Origin of the sequence: Flavobacterium sp. K77 (genome assembly GCF_021608205.1) — a bacterium.
Lineage (GTDB): Bacteria > Bacteroidota > Bacteroidia > Flavobacteriales > Flavobacteriaceae > Flavobacterium > Flavobacterium turcicum.
The window spans coordinates 792,343-812,148 of record NZ_JAKIHO010000001.1 but is presented as its reverse complement, the minus strand read 5'-3'; the positions used below and the strand labels follow the sequence as shown (position 1 = coordinate 812,148).

At 34.9% G+C, this 19,806-nt stretch carries 14 protein-coding genes; 4 read left to right on the top strand and 10 right to left on the bottom strand.

The window, feature by feature from the left end; genetic code table 11:
* Positions 1 to 85: 85 nt before the first annotated feature.
* The 3 genes from L1S34_RS03565 to L1S34_RS03555 all read right to left on the bottom strand — a co-directional run bounded on the left by L1S34_RS03565 (position 86) and on the right by L1S34_RS03555 (position 6,850).
* Positions 86 to 2,044, bottom strand: coding sequence for a putative porin (locus L1S34_RS03565; protein ID WP_236363183.1), 1,959 nt, complete (start codon positions 2,042 to 2,044; stop codon positions 86 to 88).
* A 211-nt stretch (positions 2,045 to 2,255) separates the two neighbouring features.
* Positions 2,256 to 3,797, bottom strand: coding sequence for a RagB/SusD family nutrient uptake outer membrane protein (locus L1S34_RS03560; protein WP_236362857.1), 1,542 nt, complete (start codon positions 3,795 to 3,797; stop codon positions 2,256 to 2,258).
* Between the two features lie 17 nt (positions 3,798 to 3,814).
* Positions 3,815 to 6,850: a SusC/RagA family TonB-linked outer membrane protein gene (locus L1S34_RS03555; protein ID WP_236362856.1), complete on the bottom strand. Its 3,036-nt coding sequence runs from the start codon at positions 6,848 to 6,850 to the stop codon at positions 3,815 to 3,817.
* 196 nt (positions 6,851 to 7,046) lie between these two features.
* Between L1S34_RS03555 and L1S34_RS03550 the strand changes: the two genes are divergently transcribed.
* The gene (locus tag L1S34_RS03550; protein ID WP_236362855.1) at positions 7,047 to 7,706 is read left to right on the top strand and encodes a ribonuclease HII; all 660 of its coding nucleotides are present in this window, start codon (positions 7,047 to 7,049) and stop codon (positions 7,704 to 7,706) included.
* Between the two features lie 4 nt (positions 7,707 to 7,710).
* On the opposite strand, the gene lipB is transcribed toward L1S34_RS03550, so the two are convergent.
* Positions 7,711 to 8,427, bottom strand: a complete 717-nt coding sequence (gene lipB, locus L1S34_RS03545) for a lipoyl(octanoyl) transferase LipB (RefSeq protein ID WP_236362854.1) — start codon at positions 8,425 to 8,427, stop codon at positions 7,711 to 7,713.
* Positions 8,428 to 8,541: 114 nt separating this feature from the next.
* Entirely contained in the window at positions 8,542 to 9,270 is a 729-nt protein-coding gene (locus L1S34_RS03540; protein WP_236362853.1) for a hypothetical protein, read from the bottom strand.
* A 264-nt stretch (positions 9,271 to 9,534) separates the two neighbouring features.
* Between L1S34_RS03540 and lysS the strand changes: the two genes are divergently transcribed.
* Positions 9,535 to 11,244: a lysine--tRNA ligase gene (lysS, locus tag L1S34_RS03535; protein ID WP_166133475.1), complete on the top strand. Its 1,710-nt coding sequence runs from the start codon at positions 9,535 to 9,537 to the stop codon at positions 11,242 to 11,244.
* A gap of 226 nt (positions 11,245 to 11,470) precedes the next feature.
* The gene (locus L1S34_RS03530; protein WP_236362852.1) at positions 11,471 to 11,986 is read left to right on the top strand and encodes a porin family protein; all 516 of its coding nucleotides are present in this window, start codon (positions 11,471 to 11,473) and stop codon (positions 11,984 to 11,986) included.
* 78 nt (positions 11,987 to 12,064) lie between these two features.
* Here the strand turns inward: L1S34_RS03530 and L1S34_RS03525 are convergent, their stop codons facing one another.
* On the bottom strand, positions 12,065 to 13,600 hold the full coding sequence (locus L1S34_RS03525) for a DUF4394 domain-containing protein (protein WP_236362851.1): 1,536 nt from the start codon (positions 13,598 to 13,600) through the stop codon (positions 12,065 to 12,067).
* A gap of 389 nt (positions 13,601 to 13,989) precedes the next feature.
* Here L1S34_RS03525 and L1S34_RS03520 point away from each other — a divergent pair, with 389 nt between their 5' ends.
* Positions 13,990 to 14,454, top strand: a complete 465-nt coding sequence (locus L1S34_RS03520) for a hypothetical protein (protein ID WP_236362850.1) — start codon at positions 13,990 to 13,992, stop codon at positions 14,452 to 14,454.
* A 72-nt stretch (positions 14,455 to 14,526) separates the two neighbouring features.
* Here L1S34_RS03520 and hemL read toward each other — a convergent pair whose 3' ends face one another.
* The 4 genes from hemL to L1S34_RS03500 all read right to left on the bottom strand — a co-directional run bounded on the left by hemL (position 14,527) and on the right by L1S34_RS03500 (position 19,549).
* The gene (gene hemL / locus L1S34_RS03515) at positions 14,527 to 15,813 is read right to left on the bottom strand and encodes a glutamate-1-semialdehyde 2,1-aminomutase (protein ID WP_166133467.1); all 1,287 of its coding nucleotides are present in this window, start codon (positions 15,811 to 15,813) and stop codon (positions 14,527 to 14,529) included.
* A 29-nt stretch (positions 15,814 to 15,842) separates the two neighbouring features.
* The gene (locus tag L1S34_RS03510) at positions 15,843 to 16,733 is read right to left on the bottom strand and encodes a glucosaminidase domain-containing protein (protein WP_236362849.1); all 891 of its coding nucleotides are present in this window, start codon (positions 16,731 to 16,733) and stop codon (positions 15,843 to 15,845) included.
* Positions 16,726 to 17,622, bottom strand: a complete 897-nt coding sequence (locus tag L1S34_RS03505; RefSeq protein WP_236362848.1) for a 1-aminocyclopropane-1-carboxylate deaminase/D-cysteine desulfhydrase — start codon at positions 17,620 to 17,622, stop codon at positions 16,726 to 16,728. The genes L1S34_RS03510 and L1S34_RS03505 overlap by 8 nt, the downstream gene beginning before the upstream one ends.
* Positions 17,623 to 17,713: 91 nt before the next feature.
* On the bottom strand, positions 17,714 to 19,549 hold the full coding sequence (locus tag L1S34_RS03500; RefSeq protein WP_236362847.1) for a T9SS sorting signal type C domain-containing protein: 1,836 nt from the start codon (positions 19,547 to 19,549) through the stop codon (positions 17,714 to 17,716).
* Positions 19,550 to 19,806 lie beyond the last annotated feature (257 nt).

The window sequence follows — 19,806 nt, the reverse complement described above, 5'->3', positions numbered from 1 at the left end:
GTTCGTGATAGTAGCGGCATCCTTTGCTTGCTTTCTTAAAGCAAGAAAAGATAGAGCGGATAGCACGTAAAAACGCCCAAACGGATTAATTGAAAAAATTCCAAATTAAACCAAAACGAATCGTGAAATCACGAGAAGGATTATTTGGAGATGAGTAGAAATTATTACCGGTAAAAGGAGAGTTGAAATGCTCTACTTTGAAATATATTCTCGTGCGCTGAATTTTTGCATTGATGAAGAAATCTAAATTAGGATGATTCCCAATTTCTTTCTCATTTTGCACAAAGAACTCACCAATTACGGGATTGTACTCATTGGCAAGATATTTAGAAAAATAATTTAAAGAGATACCTGTTTGCAAGAAGAGTGCATTTTTGAACAAGTAATCAGAGTAATAAATGGTGTTGCGCGTCACTAGTTCTGGAACATTTAAAATAGCATCATTTTGTTCTGTTTTTTGATACAGCACGGTGTTGTCAAGAGCGAATTTACCAAACTGAAATTCTCTACCTAATTTTAAAGAAAGATACTTAATTGTTCCATTGTACTGTGCAGGTGCAATTATTTGTGTACGCTCGCTTTTTTGTTCAGCGGTTGCTACATCTGCGAAATATAAATGATCATTGAGAACCGATAAATTAAGCTCAGCATTCAAGAAAGGAGTAGTAGCCGTTCCTTTGATAACATTGATTTTTTCGTTTTTAAAATTATTAGACCAATTGTATTCTATATAACTACTTTGGTATAAATTGTAGTTATTATTGGGTAACTTATTTAAATTTTGGTACTGAAAAGTGAATTGATAATCATCGTTCAAGTCATAAGCGACTTGTGCATCCAGATTTGACAAAGACTGATTAGTAATGCTACGCGAGTATAAAAATTTACCTTGAACATTGTCTTTTTTATATGTGTATTGCCCACCAGCTGAATTAATGTTTTGACTAAACGCATTTGGAATAGGTACTTGATTATCAAAAAACAAAACACGGTTGTAGTAATAATTAGAACGAAAATCATCAATAAAAAATTCAAACAAACCCAAAGAAGTATTCTCGTAAACAAGACCTGCTTTATTATACATTCGGTTGTAACGAGTTTGGTCATTAATACCAGAATCGGTAAATGAGGCTCCAAAACGATTCACCTCTGTACTGCCAACATTTGAGGGTACTGTTAGTTGGTTGTATTCAAAAAATTTATTTTCATAATTAATTTGGTGTCTTACCGATAAGTTATTGCTACCTTGTTTAGGATTGATTCTGAAATTTTGATCCAAAAAAATCCTTCTTCCTTTTAGAAAAGATTTAGCATCGTTTAAAAAAACTTCAAAACGCTGTCGGTTATTAAAACTTGGATTCTCACTTTCAAAATCATTTATTGTCGTAATGCCACCATTTTCCTCATTTAAAATATCTTGATAGGTATAATGTGCTTTGGCAAAATACCTTTTGTTTTTAGAATTAAAATTAACTGTAAACCTAAAATTACCAGTACTAGAAAGTTGGTTTAAATATTTACCCTCTGAACGAAGACCTTTATAAGCGATACTAAAATTCAAATTTTCAGATGTATTTAAACTAAGGAACGAATCAACAGATTGGCCACGACCAACCGTGCTTTTAAAATAAAGTTCGGTTATAGGCGTAGCTACAGAGTTGTAACGAATTTGATTGGCCTCAAGAAAATTAAAATGTTTTGCCTTGAATCCCATTTCAGGAAATGGAGAATACCCATTTAAACCAAATTGCAAAGTATTATAAGTTTGCCCATCATTTGAAAACGGCAACAGCCCGAAAATATCTCTTCGCAAATAGTTGTGACTGTACTCTTTTTGAATCGTAAGCGACGTATCTATATAGGTTGTGTCGTTTTCTAAACTAATGAAACGGTATAAATCTAAAGTAGCAACCTTGTCGACACTTTTCTTTTGCGCGTTTACCATACCTGATTTGGATTGGTCTCTGTTTGCGTTTTGTTCTTTATCCTGCGCATTCACAAATACAGAAAACAAAATAAAGGAAAGTAGAAAAACGATTCTCATATTCAAAATATCATAATTTAAGGTGTAAAGATAAATCTAATCCTTCAAATGATGAGTCAATTAAAAGAAAACTCTAAAAATTACTACTGAAAACAGTACTAAACATTTACAAATTCAAAATTAGCGAAGTAAAATAAAACAAAAAGACCGCAAGTATGTACTTGCGGTCTTAATAAATATACTAAATCTCTAAAAAAGATTTAAAATCTAATTAGTATCCAGGGTTTTGTTGAATAGTTGGATTGGCATTCAATTCAGAAATTGGAATTGGCAAAGCAAATTTAGTACTCGTTAATGGCAAATTAGATGGATTCGCAGCAGGATAGCTAGCCGATTTAGAGCTATAATCTGCAGGATCTCTATCGATAGAAGAACCACCTGCTAAAACACCTAATCTTTTCAAGTCAATAAAACGATGACCTTCAAAAGCTAGCTCTATTCTTCTTTCGTCTAGAATTGCTTTCCAAGCAGCAGTTGCATTAGCATAGACTGGTAATGGTTGAGCCGTAGCAAAACGATTGTCTCTGATAGCCTTAATAGCCTGCGCAACACCTAATAAGTCATTTGCAAATGCTCTTCCTTCAGCACGTAGGAAGTACATCTCAGACAATCTCATTACTTTATGATCTGAATTAAGATTACCTACTGAAGCTGAACCTGGATACTTTCCAAGTACAAGTACATCAGTTTTGATGTAGTCAGCTGATGTAGCGTAGTTTGGATCAACTACAGATGTAGGAGCAACAATAACCGCTCTTCTTACATCACCAGGAGTTGCATCAACTTTGTTATATAAAGCTCTAGAAATTTCAAAAAATGGAGAACCACCGAAAGTAGCATTAACCGAAGCCCATCCATTTCCTAAGTTAGTTCCTTGAGCCGATTGCTGCAAAGTACGTTTTAGTCTAAAAATAACTTCAGTGTTTACAGGTTCAGCATCTGTTAAAAATACACTTGAATAATTTGTAGCATTTGCTAAAACTAAACCAGAGCTAGAAATAACATTATTCGCCCAAGTCTCAGCGTTAGCAAAGTCACCTTTATAACCATAAGCTCTGGCTTTTAAACCCCTTGCTAAATTAGCACTAGCGTATAACTTAGCAGCGGCTCCAGTGTATGGAGATGGAGTTGTAGCAAAAATTGCTAATGCATCATCAAGATCTTTATGAATTGCTGCATAAAAAACACCATTTGTTGCTCTTTGTTGAACAGGATCACTAGAAAAGATAATCTTATCAGCTAATACACCTGCTAGTGCAGCATCACTTTTCAAATCTGGGGAGAAATAAGCCATGATTTTTAAATGTGCCATAGCTCTCATAGTTAAAGCTTCCGCCTTTAATGTTCTCAATTTTGCTAACTCAGCAGTATTACTTGGAGCAGTTTTTGCTGCTAAATCATCCGCAAAAGTAATAACACGATTGGCACGAGATAATACAAAATAAGTGTTTGACCAAATAATATCTGGCGATGCAGACGAAATATTTAGAAAGAAAATATAGTTATCACTAATTCCCTGTCCTCCGTTTGCAAAACCGATCCCAACTTCATCAGTAAACACAGATGAAAAAACAACATCTTCTCTATTTGCAGCAATACCATAAGTAGAATTCATAACACGTTGCAAATCACTAGAAGAAGTAATAGCTAAATCTGCAGTTAATGATCCTGGCGTAAATGGTTCTAATAAATCATTATTACAAGATACAGTTAATGCACCTGCGAGTAATGAAAGTATAAATAATTTTTTCATTTTCATATAAATTATAATTAAAATTTCAAATCAACACCGAAAGTGAATGTTTTTCCAGTTGGATACTGACTTTGGTCACCAGATCTTGCACTTTCTGGATCAAAACCTTTCCATTTTGTAATGTTAAATAAGTTTTCACCTTGAATAGTAAATGCTAAATCAGACATGAAGGTTCTTTCAAGATATTTCTTTGGAACTCTGTAACCCATTTGAGCATTTCTTAGTCTTACGTATGACGCATCTCTCAAGAAACGATCAGACAAAGATTCTGCACCGGCATTTGACGCATTTAATCTAGGAACATTTGATGTAGTATTTGTAGCAGTCCATGCATTTAACAAATCATCTGTTACATTGAATTGACCGATTCTACCACTACTGTAAAGACCTGACAAATCAAAATCAAAACGATCAACTTCTTGAGCAAAAGTAAAGGTAGTAGATGTGAAAAATCCTTTGTAAGAAAAATCAAAACCAAAACCTCCTTGATATTTAGGTAAAGCATTTTTACCAGTAGCTTTTCTGTCTGCACCAGTTGGTGTTTCAGTAGGATTTCCGTTAATATCTTCAAACAATAAATTACCATTTACAGGGTTAACTCCTAAATATTTGTAAAGAAAAAACTGATTTAATTTACCACCATTTTGGTTTATTATAGTTGTTCCTACTATACGTCCATTATTTGTCTTTATGCCGTCTATAGAGTTATTATTGATAGATCCGTTAGCTCTAAGAGTTAACTTAACATTTTCATTTTTAACTAAATCGTAAGCTAAATTCAATTCAAAACCTTCATTTATTACGAAAGCGTCTGAGTTTTTAGTAATACTTAAAGCACCTGTTGCAGGAACTAATGGCTCACTTAAATACAAATCATCAGTTTGTTTGTTGTAAAAGTCAAACGAACCTCTCAAAGCGCTTTTGAAAAATTCAAAATCAAGACCAACATTGTACTGAGTTGTAGTCTCCCATCTTAATTGAGGATAACCGATGTTTAGACCATATCCTTGACCGTTGTTGTAAGCATTGTTAGTACCTGGATAAATATCTGCAAATGCTGGTGGATTAATACCTGCATAGATTGTACCATCAACAATACGTTGATTTCCAGAAGTACCATACGAACCTCTTAATTTCAAAACATTTACAAAACCTAAAGATTTGATAAAACCTAACTCTTCAAGGTTTGCTCTACCTCCAATAGAATAAAAATTGTTGAATTGATTTTCTTTAATAAACCTACTTGATCCATCTATTCTGTAAGATGCAACCAAACCAAACATTTTTTTGTAATCGTAGTCTACTGTACCAAAGTAAGAAATCAAATCATTTCTAAGTTGTTGAGCAAATACACTTGGTACATTGAAATCATTAGCAGATGTATCACCTACATAACCAGCACCCGTGTTAGGAACAAATAAAACAGGATCTAAACCATTTTGAGTAAAGTTGTTTACATGTAATCTAGAGTGGTTATACTCTGAAAATGCAGCAACATTGAACGTATGATCACCTATAGTTTTGTTGTAATCTAATTGAAATAAATTACTAAACAAGAACTCACGTCTTTGATTCATGATTTCATACCCTCCAAAAACTTGGCCAGGCGATAAAAACAATAATGTATTAAAAGATATTGGGAATCTAGCCTCTGTAAATCTATTTGCTAGCAATTGTCCAGAAGTTCTAACACGACCTGTCAAGCCTTTTGTCAATTTGTAAGAAGCCTCAGCAGCTAAGTCAATTCTAATTTCTTCAGTTAAGTTACTGAACTTTTTCAATTTATCAATTAAAAAAAGAGGAGTGTATAACAATGTACCACTTGTGTTGTAAAGCTGAAGAACTTCTCTAGAGCCTTTGTACTCACTTGGATCAATGTAAGGAGCAGATTGAAATGCACCCAAAACTATGTTCTGGTTGATTCCACCTGTACCAAGACCTGTAGACTCATTACTTTTAGAGTAACCAACAGCTGAATTTAAGGAATATTTGAATCTTTCAGAAGATGATTTACCATTGATGTTATTTCTCACTGTAAATCTTTTCAATCCTGTCTCTGACAAGATACCGTCTTGATCAAAATAACTTAAAGATGTGAAAGAGTTTAAATTCTTACCGTTTTGTTCGATACTTAAGTTGTGATTTACCGATGTTGAAGTTCTGAAAAAATAATCAACCCAGTCCGTATCAATACCATAACTAGCTATTTGAGCGTCAGTCAGAGTAGCACCTCTTCCTCTTCCTAATCTTTTCTCAATTGTCAGCAATTGTTTAGAATCTGCATAAGAATATCTTTGCTTTTGTAAAGTTGAAATACCGTATTGAGTGGCATATCTAAAAGTAGTTTTGTCATCATTAAAACTTCCTTTTTTCGTTTTAATAACAATTACACCATTTGATCCTCTAGATCCATACTCTGAAACAGCAGAAGCATCTTTTAATACATCTAAACTTTGAATATCATTTGGATTGATTGATCTAAATCCATCACTGTTTGATGGAAAACCGTCAATAACATACAATGGATCTGTATTACCATTAAGTGTACCAACACCTCTAATAATTACAGATGGCTTAGCACCTGGCTGACCAGTGCTTGCTGTAATATTAACACCCGCTAATTGCCCTTGAATTGTATTCAATGCGTTGGCATTAGGCCTGTTTTCAATAGTTTGAGCAGATATAGAAGCGGCTGCAGTAACGGCAGTTTTCTTGGTAACTGTTCTATACCCTTGAACAACAACTTCAGATAAAACCTTTGCATTGTCCGTCATTAAGACATTAACATTACTAGCAGCACCTACTACTTTAGTTGTTTCTGTCATACCTACAAATGAAAACACTAAAACATCGCCCGTTTTAGCTTTAATAGAATACTTACCGTCTAAATCTGTTTGCACACCAGTCTTAGAACCCTTTACTCCAACATTAACTCCAGGAAGAGGACCGGTAACATCTGTTACCACCCCAGTTATCGTTTTCTCCTGAGCAAACGATAAGTGCATTGAAAACGCTACAAGTAGCGTCATAATCCATTTGTACTTTGATCTCATATTTAATAAATTGAATTAGTTATATCGCAAAAATCACAAATAAATCTTAAATAAGCAAGCATTTGAATTTTTTTAACAAAATATAATCTTTAAAAGATTTACATAAAAAAAACTAACATCACAACAATAGCAGCACTTCGCCTCCATATAACTCAAAATTTAAAGAATTTATCTACTTTTACACAAAAAATACAAAATGTTAAAATCTTACTTTTTAGAAGCTGTTTTGGAGGCTGGCACTGATGAAGCAGGCCGCGGTTGCTTGGCAGGCCCCGTCACAGCTGCAGCTATTATTTTACCACCAAATTTCAAACATGAACTTTTAAACGACAGCAAACAATTATCAGAGAAAACTAGATTAAAACTTCAACCTATTCTAGAAAGCGCAGCAGTAGCTTTTTCAGTAGTTCATTTGGAGGCTACCGCTGTAGATGAGTTAAACATTTTAAACGCATCTATAAGAGCAATGCAAGAATGTATTATTGGCCTTACTGTTCAACCTAAATCTATAATAGTCGATGGTAACAGCCCTTTTATACCAAAAGGCGGCATTAAACAGAGAGCCGGTAGAAATTTCACTTCTCATGAAATTGAGATCCTGAACAATATTAAAAGTACAAGCATAATAAAAGGCGACTCTATGTATAGGAGTATTGCAGCTGCCTCTATTTTGGCAAAAACCTATCGCGATGCGTACATGGATCAAATACACGAAGAATTCCCAATGTATAACTGGAAAAAAAATAAAGGCTACCCAACTAAAGAACACCGAGAAGCTATACGTAAATACGGAGTTACTAAATACCACCGTATGTCGTTTAGACTTTTACCAGAACAATACGAATTAGAATTATAAAAATTTACTCCTTAATAGTGGTCTCTTCAAATTGGGCTTCAAATAAAACGGTAAGATGTTTGATTATCTTACTTTTCAGCTCGGCTTCATCTACTTTTTCAACTCCCAACTCTACCTGTAAAGAAGTGACTGCTTTACCACGAATACCACACGGAATAATATTATCAAAATATCCCAAATCAGCATTTACATTTAAAGCAAAGCCATGCATAGTCACCCAACGAGAGGCACGCACTCCCATCGCACATATTTTTCGGGCAAATGGCGTTCCTGCACCTAACCAAACGCCTGTTTCGCCTTCGCTTCGGCCGCAGGTTAGACCATATTCTTGGAGGGTAAGAATGATGGCTTCTTCTAGGAAACGTAAATACTTATGAATGTCTGTAAAGAAATTTTCAAGGTCTAAAATAGGATAACCTACAATTTGTCCCGGTCCGTGATAAGTTATATCACCACCTCGGTTTATTTTATAAAACTTAGCGCCTTTTGCCTCTAATTGTTTTTCGGATAAAAGCAAGTTGTCTAAGTCACCACTTTTACCAAGTGTATACACATGAGGATGCTCAACAAAAAGAAAATAATTAGGAGTAGCCAAGTCGAGTTCTTCTCGGCGATTTCGAATTTTTAAGTCAACAATTCCTTTAAAGAGTTCCTCTTGAAGTTCCCAGGTTTGTTTATAATCTTGTAATCCTAAATCCTGTAATCGAATGATTTTGTTCATGCCTAGATGCAATTTTTGGAGATTATGCAGTACATAGTGCACAACCTATATATATATAATGAATGCAAAGGTACAAAGTTTAAAGCGAAGAAAAGTTGTTATGAGTTTCGTTCCTTACTCAAAAAACACTTCTAAATTGGTACTCTCAGGGTCAGATAAACAATCAGAGAGCAGCAATTTTAGCTGCAATGATTTATGATCTTCACTAATTTGAGCTGATGGATTGGAAACCCATTTAATTTTTCGAGCAAAATGATAATCTAGTACTAGATCTTGTTTGAGGTTAAATGCTTCGTATCGCTTTTTAAGATTGCTAATTTCATCTTGCTGCTTTTTCAATTCGGTTGGATTCGTAATTTTCACTTTCCGAGAAAATACATTGTCTTTTAAACCAAAGCTGACCAAGTAATAATGTTCCTCGGCTACTAATGCATAATTATTTACAATATCATCTGCATAATCTTCTGTTTTATACAAATCAGGAATTTCTTCTACTGCATTAAAAGAGTGTTTTATTGTGGTTCGAAAAATTTTCTCGATTGCACTCTTAAATTCATGCACTGTAACAGCTGCGTACTTTTGAAAAATTGCTTTTTCAGAATCAGGAAGTCGCCCAAATGTTTCTTGATGTTTCGAAATCACATCTTGAAAAAGATAAGTAGTATCTTTAAAAAAAGTTTCTTTTGTATACTCCTCGCCTACAAGCTGCATGTAACTTTGCTCATCTCGAAGCTCGGTAACGGTTATTGATCCTTGACCCTTTTCATCTACAGTTAAGGTTTCGCTTACCTGACAACTTAGACAGCAAAAGCATAGCAATAAAGCCAAGATTGGATACTTCATAATTTCATTTTAGAACAAGAATTCAAAAGTACGAATTTTACATTTAAAAAATTAGCTACTGAAAAAATAAAACGACTCCCTTAGCCCCGATTGCAGCGGCATCCTTTTTTACTTGTTTTTTTTTAAACAAGTAAAAAAGATATAGTGGAAAGCGGGAAAAAACGTTTCTAAAAAACGAAAAAATGTGCTTCAAAAAACCTTGTATTTTAAGCTTTAGATTTAAAAACTTATATAGTATCTTTGCGCTCTTAAAATCAGCATAAAATGGCATTATCCGAACAAGAAATATTACGCAGAGAAGCACTAACCGAATTACGTAATTTAGGCATTGAGCCTTACCCAGCAGCCGAATTTATCACCACCGCATATTCTAGCGAAATCCTTGCCGATTTCGAAAAGTATGAAGGAAAAGAAGTGGTTTTAGCAGGACGTTTGATGGGAAAACGTATCATGGGAAAGGCCTCATTTGCTGAATTGAAAGACGCCGAAGGCCGTATTCAAGTATATATTTCGAGAGATGATGTGTCGAATGACGAGGAAAAAACAATGTACAATGTAGTGTTCAAAAAACTCTTGGACATTGGTGATTTTATTGGAGTACGCGGAACGGTTTTCAAGACTCAAGTTGGTGAAATATCTGTTCATGTTTACGGATTAACGGTGCTTGCTAAAGCGTTGAAGCCACTTCCTGTTGTAAAAACAGATGCCGATGGTAAAACCTACGATGCTTTTGCCGATCCTGAGCAAAGATACCGCCGTCGTTATGTTGATTTAACTGTAAACGATCACGTTAAAGAAACGTTTATCAAACGTACCAAGTTGTTTAACGCCATGCGTTCTTTTTTTAACAACGCGGGCTACCTTGAAGTTGAAACTCCAGTTTTGCAACCTATTCCTGGAGGAGCCGCTGCAAGGCCATTTATTACGCATCACAATTCATTAGACATTCCGTTATACATGCGAATTGCGAACGAATTGTACTTAAAAAGATTAATTGTTGGTGGATTTGATGGGGTGTATGAGTTTTCTAAAAACTTTAGAAATGAAGGAATGGACCGCACGCACAACCCAGAATTTACCGCTATGGAAATATATGTAGCCTACAAAGACTACAACTGGATGATGAAATTTACCGAAAACTTACTGGAACATTGCGCTGTAAGCGTAAATGGTACTAGCGAAGCTACTTTTGGAGAACATAAAGTCAATTTTAAAGCGCCTTATGCACGCGTTACGATGACAGATTCTATCAAACACTTTACTGGTTTTGATATTTCTGGTAAAACAGAAGCAGAATTGTTTGAAGCAGCGAGAGGCATGGGAATTGACGTTGATAAAACGATGGGGAAAGGGAAACTTATTGATGAAATTTTTGGCGCTAAATGCGAAGGAAACTACATTCAGCCAACTTTTATTACGGATTACCCAAAGGAAATGTCGCCACTTTGCAAGCAACATCGCGACAATCCAGAACTTACAGAACGTTTTGAATTAATGGTTTGCGGAAAAGAAGTTGCTAATGCCTACTCAGAATTAAACGATCCTATTGATCAAAGAGAACGTTTTGAAGATCAAATGCGTTTAGCAGAAAAAGGTGATGATGAGGCGAACGGTACAATAGATGAAGATTTCTTGAGAGCTCTTGAATATGGTATGCCACCTACCTCTGGATTGGGAATTGGAATGGACCGTTTGATGATGTTTTTAACTAATAATTCATCAATTCAAGAAGTACTGTTGTTTCCGCAAATGCGTCCTGAGAAAAAACAAGTTAAAATTGAACTTGAAGAAGACGAAAAGTTAATTGTAACACTTTTGCAAGCAAATAACAATCAAATGGAGTTTGGTTTATTAAAGAACAATGCAGGACTTAGCGGTAAAAAATGGGATAAAGCCATGAAAAACCTTTCGTCATTAGGAATGACCGAAGTTGTAGTGGATGGCGATGTGAAAGCTTGCCGATTGAAGGAATAACAGATCTTATAATAGAACATTAAAAGGAACTTCGTAATGGAGTTCCTTTTTTTTTAGAACAACTTCAGTTACAATAACAGAGCTTTCCTGCTACTAAACCTTAGCTAATTTTAAAAGATATAGTTTGAATTCGCTGATTTTTTGACAAAATCATAAAGACGTTAAATCCGTCTTAAAAATCATACATATTTTGTTTTAAGTTCTATTTTTACTTAAAAAAATAGATATGAAAAAATTTACAACATCCTTATTTACACTTTGCGCATTTGCATTTGCAAATGGTCAAGCCAAAGATGGCCAACTATTAAAAGGCAAGTGGTTAATTGAAGCCAATACTGGTTTTGGAAATAATGTAGGTTCTACTGCTTTATATTTCAGTAATTCTAATGGCGTAAACTCCTTTAATATTGGAGCAGAAGGTGGCTATTTTATTAAGGATAATCTAGCTATTAAACTTGGATTGGGCTACGGAGAAATTGATGGTATTGGTGAACCTATTGCCTACAAAATTGGAGCAAAATACTATTTCAAAGGTTTGATTCCTGTTGAACTATCGTATAACGGTATCGGTTTTGGGGATGCTGATTTAAATCCTACATATGTTGGTACACAAATTGGTTACGCCTTATTTTTAGGAAAAAACGTGAGTATTGAACCTGGAATAAGATACAATCTAGCTACACACAAACAATTCTATGATAATGCTTTACAACTAAACATAGGTTTTGCACTGCATTTTTAAGCACTTCTTCACTATATAAAAACAAGTAAGCCAACCCTTCCCAGAGTTGGCTTACTAATGCAAAAAACAATCTAACTATTAAAACCCTAAACCTACGGCCATTGCAGTAACTTGTATATTAAGATCTGCTACTTTTGTTGCAGCTCCTGTAGTAGTGTTCAGGCTGTAAACTCCTGTTACACCGTTAACTTTTAGTAGAGCAAAAGCACTTCCGCTTGTTCCTCCAATATCAAATCCGCTATCCGCATCAATATTAACTCCTAAACTTCCAATAGAAACTAGTGTTCCGTTGTTTGGTGGATCTTGACGGAACATTGTATCAGTTTGTGAATCAAGCACAAATAATACCGTTGTTGTAGCACCAGCAAAGTTATTGGTATATGCTGCAGCATTTACAACTGGAGTTCCTGGATTTAAGTTTCCATCAACCGTAACCGCTCCTGTGTCTGGGTGCAAACGTAAGTTTTGACCTGTATTACTCACTAAACGAATTCTATCTACTGTTGGATTAAAATCAAATCCAAAAGAAGTACCTGATAAAGATGTCAATAAACCTGTACCTACTTGAGTCAAAGCTCCACTAGCAGTATTAACAGAAAATAATCTACTTTGATTTGTAATAGCATACAAAGCTCCTGTTGCAGGTCTAAAATCGATTCCTACTACACTTTCTCCCGAAGCAAGACCTGTTAAGGCAACGCTATTGTTTGAACCGTTTGTTGGATTGAAACGAACTAACATATTTCCTGCTGTTGTAGCATAGGCTATTGGATTAGTTTTGAATGCAATACTGATTACCGATGCTGTAAATTTACCAACATTTTCTGCTTTACCAGTTAACAAGCTAACTGTGAATAATGTAGAAACATTGTTACTGTTAGTCACTGCTAATGCAGTAGAATTATCTGGCAAAATATCCATATCACCAGTTCCTTCAAAATTTACACCTAAATCACCCACTAATTGCAAAGCTCCGTTGTTTGGTGGATTTTGAATATATAATTTATCTTGTTCAAAGTCAATATCATATAATAAAGTAGAAGCTGCACCAGCCATACTATTTGTGTATCCTACAGCCCCAATTTTAGCAGAACCACCACCATTTATGGCACCATCAGTTGCTGCAACTGTTCCCAATTCAGGGTGTAGTCTTAAATTTTGACCTGAGTCAGTTACCAAACGAATTCTATCAACTGTTGGGTTAAAATCAATTGATGCGTTTCCTCCAGCTAATAGCGGAGTGAATGCTACAGCTCCAAGTGCCGTTGCTTGACCACTTTTTTCGTTAATAACATACAATCTGCTTGAAGAACCTAAACCGTATAGTTGGCCGGTTGCTGGTCTGTAGTCAATGCTCACAATGTTTTCTGACATAGGCAGACCAAGAATAGCGGTAGTTGACGTAGCAGTATTTAAATTACGTGCATTATAAGTTAAAATAGTATTGTTACTAGCCAAGGCAGTAAAATTAACATCTGGTGCTACCACAGCAGGTGGTGTTACAGGAGTTTCCATTTCTTTTACATCATCATCATTACATGAAACCGTAAATAGTGATAAAATAGCCAATCCAAAAGTGGAAGCTAAACCTAAGTTTTGTTGATTGTTTTTCATTGTTTATTTATTTAGTTATAAGGAGATGTACGAAGGATTTTCAAATTTGGTTTCCTATTCCTATGAAAAAAATTAAAAAACAAGATCATTTTCAGTTCTAGAAATCAAAAAGACCGCATTTTATTGGCTTCGCACGATCTAAATTTTTTTGTAAAAAAAAATGCTGTGGTAATTTTTTTGGCCTTTATATCTTTATCCCTTCACTAATATAAAAAGAGATAAGTTATCAGCTATAAAATTTTAGTGACTGAATATCATATAATTATAACATATATTCTTTTAAAAAAAACACTTAAAACAAAATACAAAAACTAATAAACTTATGTTAAGGATTAAACTTTTAGCATTCAAAGCAATCTTAATGGTATTAATCCAAAAAACAAAACACGATGAAAAAAGTACTAATTGCAGTTGCATTAATTGTAGGAATGGCAAGTAATGCTCAAGAAAAAATGGAAGGCCGCAGAAATGCGAGAGAGAATCAATTAACAAAAGAACAAAGACAAGAGTTGCATTTAAAAAAAATGACTTTAGACCTTGATTTATCAACAGCCCAACAAAAAGAAATTCAAGTTGTTCTCAACGAGCAAAGTAACAAAAGAGAGACTGCATTGGCAAACAGAAAAGAAAAGCAAGCAGCAAATGCTAAAAAACCAACTGCTGACGAACGTTTTGCAATAAAAAATCAAATGCTAGACGATCAAATTGCAATGAAAGCAAGAATGAAAAAAATACTTTCTAATGAGCAGTTTAAAAAGTGGGAAACCATGAAAGAAAATAAAAATGATCGCATGAACCACCGCCTTGCAATGCATAAGCAACGTAAAGGAGGTAATTCTAATACAAATAAATAAAATTGGTTTTAACACATTAAAAAGCCCAAAATGAAATTTCATTTTGGGCTTTTACTTTTAAATCATAAGTTACTAAAAAGTTTTAGAAACTCTATCTATGGCTTCAATTGTAAAATCTAAATCTTCATATGTTAAAGCATCTGTGATAAACCACGTTTCATAGGCTGAAGGCGCAATATAAATCCCTTCTTGTAACAAACCATGAAAGAATTTCTTGAAAGTTTCATTATCTCCTTTAGCAGCCGTTTGAAAATCAACAACTGGTTCAGCATCAAAATGAACTGAAATCATTGAACCAATAGTATTAATTGTAAACGTTACTTGGTTCGCCTCGAGTACGCGTGCTATTCCAGCAGCTAAATAAGCCGTTTTCTCTGCCAATCTGGTAAAGATGCTTCTATCTCGATCTAATGCTTGCAACATAGCCAATCCTGCAGCCATAGCCAAAGGATTTCCAGACAAGGTTCCTGCTTGATAAACAGGACCAAGTGGTGCTAAATAATTCATGATTTCCTCACGTGCTGCAAAGGCCCCTACTGGTAAACCACCACCTATTACCTTACCAAAACAAACGATATCTGCATTTACTTGAACTAATTCTTGAACACCACCTGCAGCCAAACGAAAACCAGTCATTACCTCATCAAAAATTAACAGAATCCCGTTTTCAGTACAAAGTGTTCGTAAACCTTCTAGAAATCCTTTTTGAGGCGGAATACAGCCCATGTTTCCTGCTACAGGCTCTACAATAATAGCGGCAATTTCGTCCTTGTTTGCCTCGATAAGTGCTCTTACATTCTCTAAATCATTGTATTTGGCCAACAAGGTATCTTTGGCCGTACCCGCTGTAACACCAGGACTATTTGGTGAACCAAAAGTAATTGCTCCACTACCCGCTTGAATTAAAAACGAGTCAGAGTGGCCATGATAACAACCTGCAAATTTTACGATTTTGTCTTTTTTAGTAAATCCTCTTGCCAAACGAATTGCACTCATACAAGCCTCAGTACCTGAATTGACAAACCGAATTTTATCAATATTTGGCACCATTTTAACGGCTAAAGCTGCAATTTCAGTTTCTAAAGCGGTGGGCATTCCAAATGAGGTACCTAACTTAGCTTTATCAATTACTGCTTGTACAACTGGTTCATAAGCATGACCCAAAATCATCGGACCCCAAGAATTGATGTAATCAATTAAACGATTACCATCTTCATCATACAAATAGGCTCCCTTGGCACTTTTTACAAAAATAGGAGTTCCTCCTACTGCCCTAAAGGCACGAACTGGCGAGTTTACTCCTCCAGGAATTACTTTTTCTGCTTCAGCAAAAAGCTGACTACTTCTTTGATATAACATTGTATTATTTTGAGAATTAGTGTTAGTGATTATTTTACAACCAGACGCTGTCCTACAGAAAGGATATTGTCTGATAACTTATTTTTTTCTTTCAATTCTTCTACTTTTAATGCAAATTTTTTAGAAATCGAATACAAAGTATCCCCTTTTTGCACCACATATTCAGCCTCATTTAGCTCATTATTTTGCGCTAGCACCACGGTTTCTTTTGATGGCACATAATTACTATCTAAAACTTGATTATCGTATTGATGCAATTGGTATCGGTCTATATACGAAATAAGTTTGTCTGGGTATTTAGGGTCAGTTGCATAACCTGCCGCACGTAATCCATGTGCCCATGCTTTGTAATCGCCTTTTGGCAATAAGAACAACTTGGCATATCGATTTCTTGTTGTTAAAAATAAGGCATGATCTCGAAACGATTCTGATGGGCTTTCGTATTTACGAAAACATTCTTGCGAAGCATCATCATCGTGTTTTACGCTATCACCGGTCCATCCTACATGGCATTTTATACCAAAATGATTGTTAGCATTGAAGGCTAAATCTCCTTTTCCAGCACCTGATTCTAATATTCCTTGAGCCAAAATAATACTGGCTGGAATGCCATAGGACTTCATGTTATTCATGGCAATATCCTTAAATTTTGCGACGTACATTACAATTACATCAGAGGTAACCACCGTTTTTGAGGTAGAAACAATTGTTTCAGTTTCGGTTTTTTTCGGAAATGTTGCGGTTACTTTTTTCGGAATTGGCTTCGTTTTACCAACGGTAGAAACTGGATTTTTTTTTATCGTCCTAGTTGGAGTTGTCTTAGTATTGGAAACCGGTTTTTTAGTCGTAATTATGGGCTTTGTACTATTACAAGAACCCAATAATATCAAGGCAAAAAGAAGTAGTATTTTTTTAAACATGGACATCTATCGTTGGTAACTGTTTGTTTTTTAATTTTAAATTCATGCCTGCAATACCCTGTAAACCGCCACTGTGCACAATCAATATTTTAGAATTTTCAGGAAAGTAATTCTTTTGAATCAAGTCAAAAACTCCAAATACTGTTTTTCCTGTGTAAATTGGATCAAGCGGAATTTTAAACTTTGAATAGAACTCATTGATGAAATCTACCAACTCTAAATTCACCTTTCCATAGCCTCCAAAATGATACTCAGTAATCAATTCCCAATTGTCTCGATTTACAAAATTACGAATTTCATTGCTTAAAAAATCACCTTTTAGAGAAGGAAAGCCTAAAACTTTTTGAGAAGGTTGCGCGCTAGCAATGATTCCAGATATTGTACCACCTGTACCCACGGCACAGCAAATAAAATCGAATTCAGCATCAGTTTGGGTTAAAACCTCAGTACATCCTTTGATTGCAAGTTCATTTGTCCCTCCTTCTGGTATATTATAAAACCAACCAAATTGCGATTTTAAATGTTCTAAAAACGCAGGATCTTCCTTTTCTCGATACTCTGACCGAGTGACAAAATGAAATTGCATGCCACACTCTTGAGCAAAACGCAATGTGGGATTATCGAGTATTTTATCAATGAGTTCCTCACCGCGAATCACGCCAATTGTCTTAAAACCATTGACTTTACCTGCGTACGCTACTGCGGCAATATGATTTGAAAAAGCACCGCCAAAAGTCAGTAATGTATGGTGGTTTTCAATTTTAGCTTGTTGCAAATTGTATTTTAGTTTCCTGAATTTATTTCCTGAAACAAATGGATGTAATAAGTCCTCTCGCTTAATGGCAATAGTACAATTATTAGGAAATAGCTGCGGCAAGATTTGATTCAATGTTCTAAATTTATGACAAAGGTAAAACTATTCAACAATAAAAAGTGCAACCCTCGCGAGTTGCACCTTTTAAGTAACCAAATCCACCAACTTAATTTTTTACAATAATCTTTTTCCCAACTGTTTTATTGTCTGCTGTGCTTAATTTAACAATATATATTCCATCAGCCAAACCGTTTGTAGGGAATTCATATTTGACATTTGAACCAATATCTTTTTTAGTAAACAACAATTTTCCAGCAATATCATAAATGCCACAATAGCTCAAATCTAATGATTCTGGATTTTCAATTACCACGTTTTTTGCGCTGTTATTGTGATAAACGATAAAGCTTTCAGCCTTCAATTCATCAATTCCTAATGTAGTGTTTTTACGGAACGTAATTTCAAATTGCGTTGTGTTTTTTCCTGCTGGTAGATCTAACTCATGAAAGTTATTTTTGATATCGTAATACAAATCACTCACCTTATCGTGAAGGTAAACGGCTTCTACTGCATCCAAATTCATAATATCTTTCACCGTAATTTTATAATTCGCAGGCTTATCATTTTTAAAACCAACAGCTATTTTTTTATCAAGGTCAAAATTGGTCACATTAATAATATATTCTGCGTTGTTAAGAGCTATGAACATATCTGCAGCTGCGCTATCGCTTGAAGATAAAGCATCCATCGCACGATCTACACCATCTGTAGCTTCTGGCATAAAAGCTAATGCTAATTGGCGGATTCCTTGATTATTTAATAAGGCATTGATTCTTATTTGAGGTGTTACTGCAACACTTACTTTATTATAATCAAAACCAGAAACAGACTGTACTCTTGATAAAAATGCAACATTGGGATCTACAGCTTTATCCTTTTTAGACTGCACCTTTTCAAATTGAGAGTTATTCGCTGCACCTTCTTTTACAAAAACGCGATATGCATTTTTCATTTCAACCGTTCCGCTTACATTACCCATAATCATGAAACCCTGCCCAACTGGCGAAAATCGTCTATTAAACATGCCACCTGTTGCAATCATTGTACTTGGGTTGCCTGAGCCATCATACGAGTAAAAGGTAGCGGGCACATAAACTCCAGCCCCACCGCCTGCTGGCGAAAAAGCTCCGTAACCACCTTTATAGTCAGCAATGTAATGAGAAGCAACCGTTTTATCATGCTCCCAAAAATAAGCAATACCGGTAGTTTTAAGTTGTTCTGTTAAAAAGGCTGACAAATCAATAGCAGAAGGATATGGATTTCCTGTTAGAGTAAATTGCGAAGCAGCTATTGGAATTTGAATGGTTCCATCATTCGGCTTTCCTCTAAAATCATAGCGTTGCTTGCTTCCTGAATTATTTTGAACTCCATTGACTGTTGTAGAATTGGTTCCTGCAGTCCCTTTCATTGTAAAGCCTTCACCAGCATTTATTGATGACGCAGAACCTACTGTAATCCAACTTGCATAATTGGATGTTCCAATTAACTTGTATATCCAATATGGTGCGATCGATAAAGGATTTGCCTGACCATTGTAATTATTCATAGGTAAAATGGTAGGTTCATTAAAACTGATCAAACCCGTTACATCTTTTAATTGTGAAATACCAAATGGCGAATTACCTGCAGTTGCACTAGCTCCTCCAACTGGTGAACACCAATAATTGAATTGAAAATTATTTGTGGTGCCTTCTTGAAAAACAGACAAAGCACCTAAGCCTTTATTGGCACTTCCGGCAGTACTTGCTTGTACCAATTGTGCATTATCGCGCAAGTAGAGATTACTCGTTGTTGCATTAAGCTCGACTTGATTTTTAACAAAAACAACTTGATTTTTAGCAAACACAAAACTATTAGGACTCACATACATTTGCGCATACATGTGAAACTGAAAAAGCACCATTACCAAAACGGCTGATCTCTTAAGTAATTTTGTCTTCATAATTGCTAGAATTAAATTCGTGACTCTTGTTTCTCTTAAATTGATTGCTCTGGTTTAAATCAAATCTTCCCGTTAAGCAACGAGACAAAGCTACAAAAAAAAAGAATTACAAAACATCAAAAAAACCGATAAAAAGTACAAAATATCGATAAAATACATTTTTTTAATAAAAATATATTCTTTTTCTTATAAATAAAATTTAGACAATAAAAAATTGTACTAAAGAAGTTGATTACTTGAAACAGTTATTTTTTGTT

Excerpts from the sequence above, each read along its gene's own strand:
- L1S34_RS03565 (WP_236363183.1), bottom strand. The coding sequence starts at position 2,044 with ATGAGAATCGTTTTTCTACTTTCCTTTATTTTGTTTTCTGTATTTGTG.
- L1S34_RS03560 (WP_236362857.1), bottom strand. The coding sequence starts at position 3,797 with ATGAAAAAATTATTTATACTTTCATTACTCGCAGGTGCATTAACTGTA.
- L1S34_RS03555 (WP_236362856.1), bottom strand. The coding sequence starts at position 6,850 with ATGAGATCAAAGTACAAATGGATTATGACGCTACTTGTAGCGTTTTCA.
- L1S34_RS03550 (WP_236362855.1), top strand. The coding sequence starts at position 7,047 with ATGTTAAAATCTTACTTTTTAGAAGCTGTTTTGGAGGCTGGCACTGAT.
- lipB (WP_236362854.1), bottom strand. The coding sequence starts at position 8,427 with ATGAACAAAATCATTCGATTACAGGATTTAGGATTACAAGATTATAAA.
- L1S34_RS03540 (WP_236362853.1), bottom strand. The coding sequence starts at position 9,270 with ATGAAGTATCCAATCTTGGCTTTATTGCTATGCTTTTGCTGTCTAAGT.
- lysS (WP_166133475.1), top strand. The coding sequence starts at position 9,535 with ATGGCATTATCCGAACAAGAAATATTACGCAGAGAAGCACTAACCGAA.
- L1S34_RS03530 (WP_236362852.1), top strand. The coding sequence starts at position 11,471 with ATGAAAAAATTTACAACATCCTTATTTACACTTTGCGCATTTGCATTT.
- L1S34_RS03525 (WP_236362851.1), bottom strand. The coding sequence starts at position 13,600 with ATGAAAAACAATCAACAAAACTTAGGTTTAGCTTCCACTTTTGGATTG.
- L1S34_RS03520 (WP_236362850.1), top strand. The coding sequence starts at position 13,990 with ATGAAAAAAGTACTAATTGCAGTTGCATTAATTGTAGGAATGGCAAGT.
- hemL (WP_166133467.1), bottom strand. The coding sequence starts at position 15,813 with ATGTTATATCAAAGAAGTAGTCAGCTTTTTGCTGAAGCAGAAAAAGTA.
- L1S34_RS03510 (WP_236362849.1), bottom strand. The coding sequence starts at position 16,733 with ATGTTTAAAAAAATACTACTTCTTTTTGCCTTGATATTATTGGGTTCT.
- L1S34_RS03500 (WP_236362847.1), bottom strand. The coding sequence starts at position 19,549 with ATGAAGACAAAATTACTTAAGAGATCAGCCGTTTTGGTAATGGTGCTT.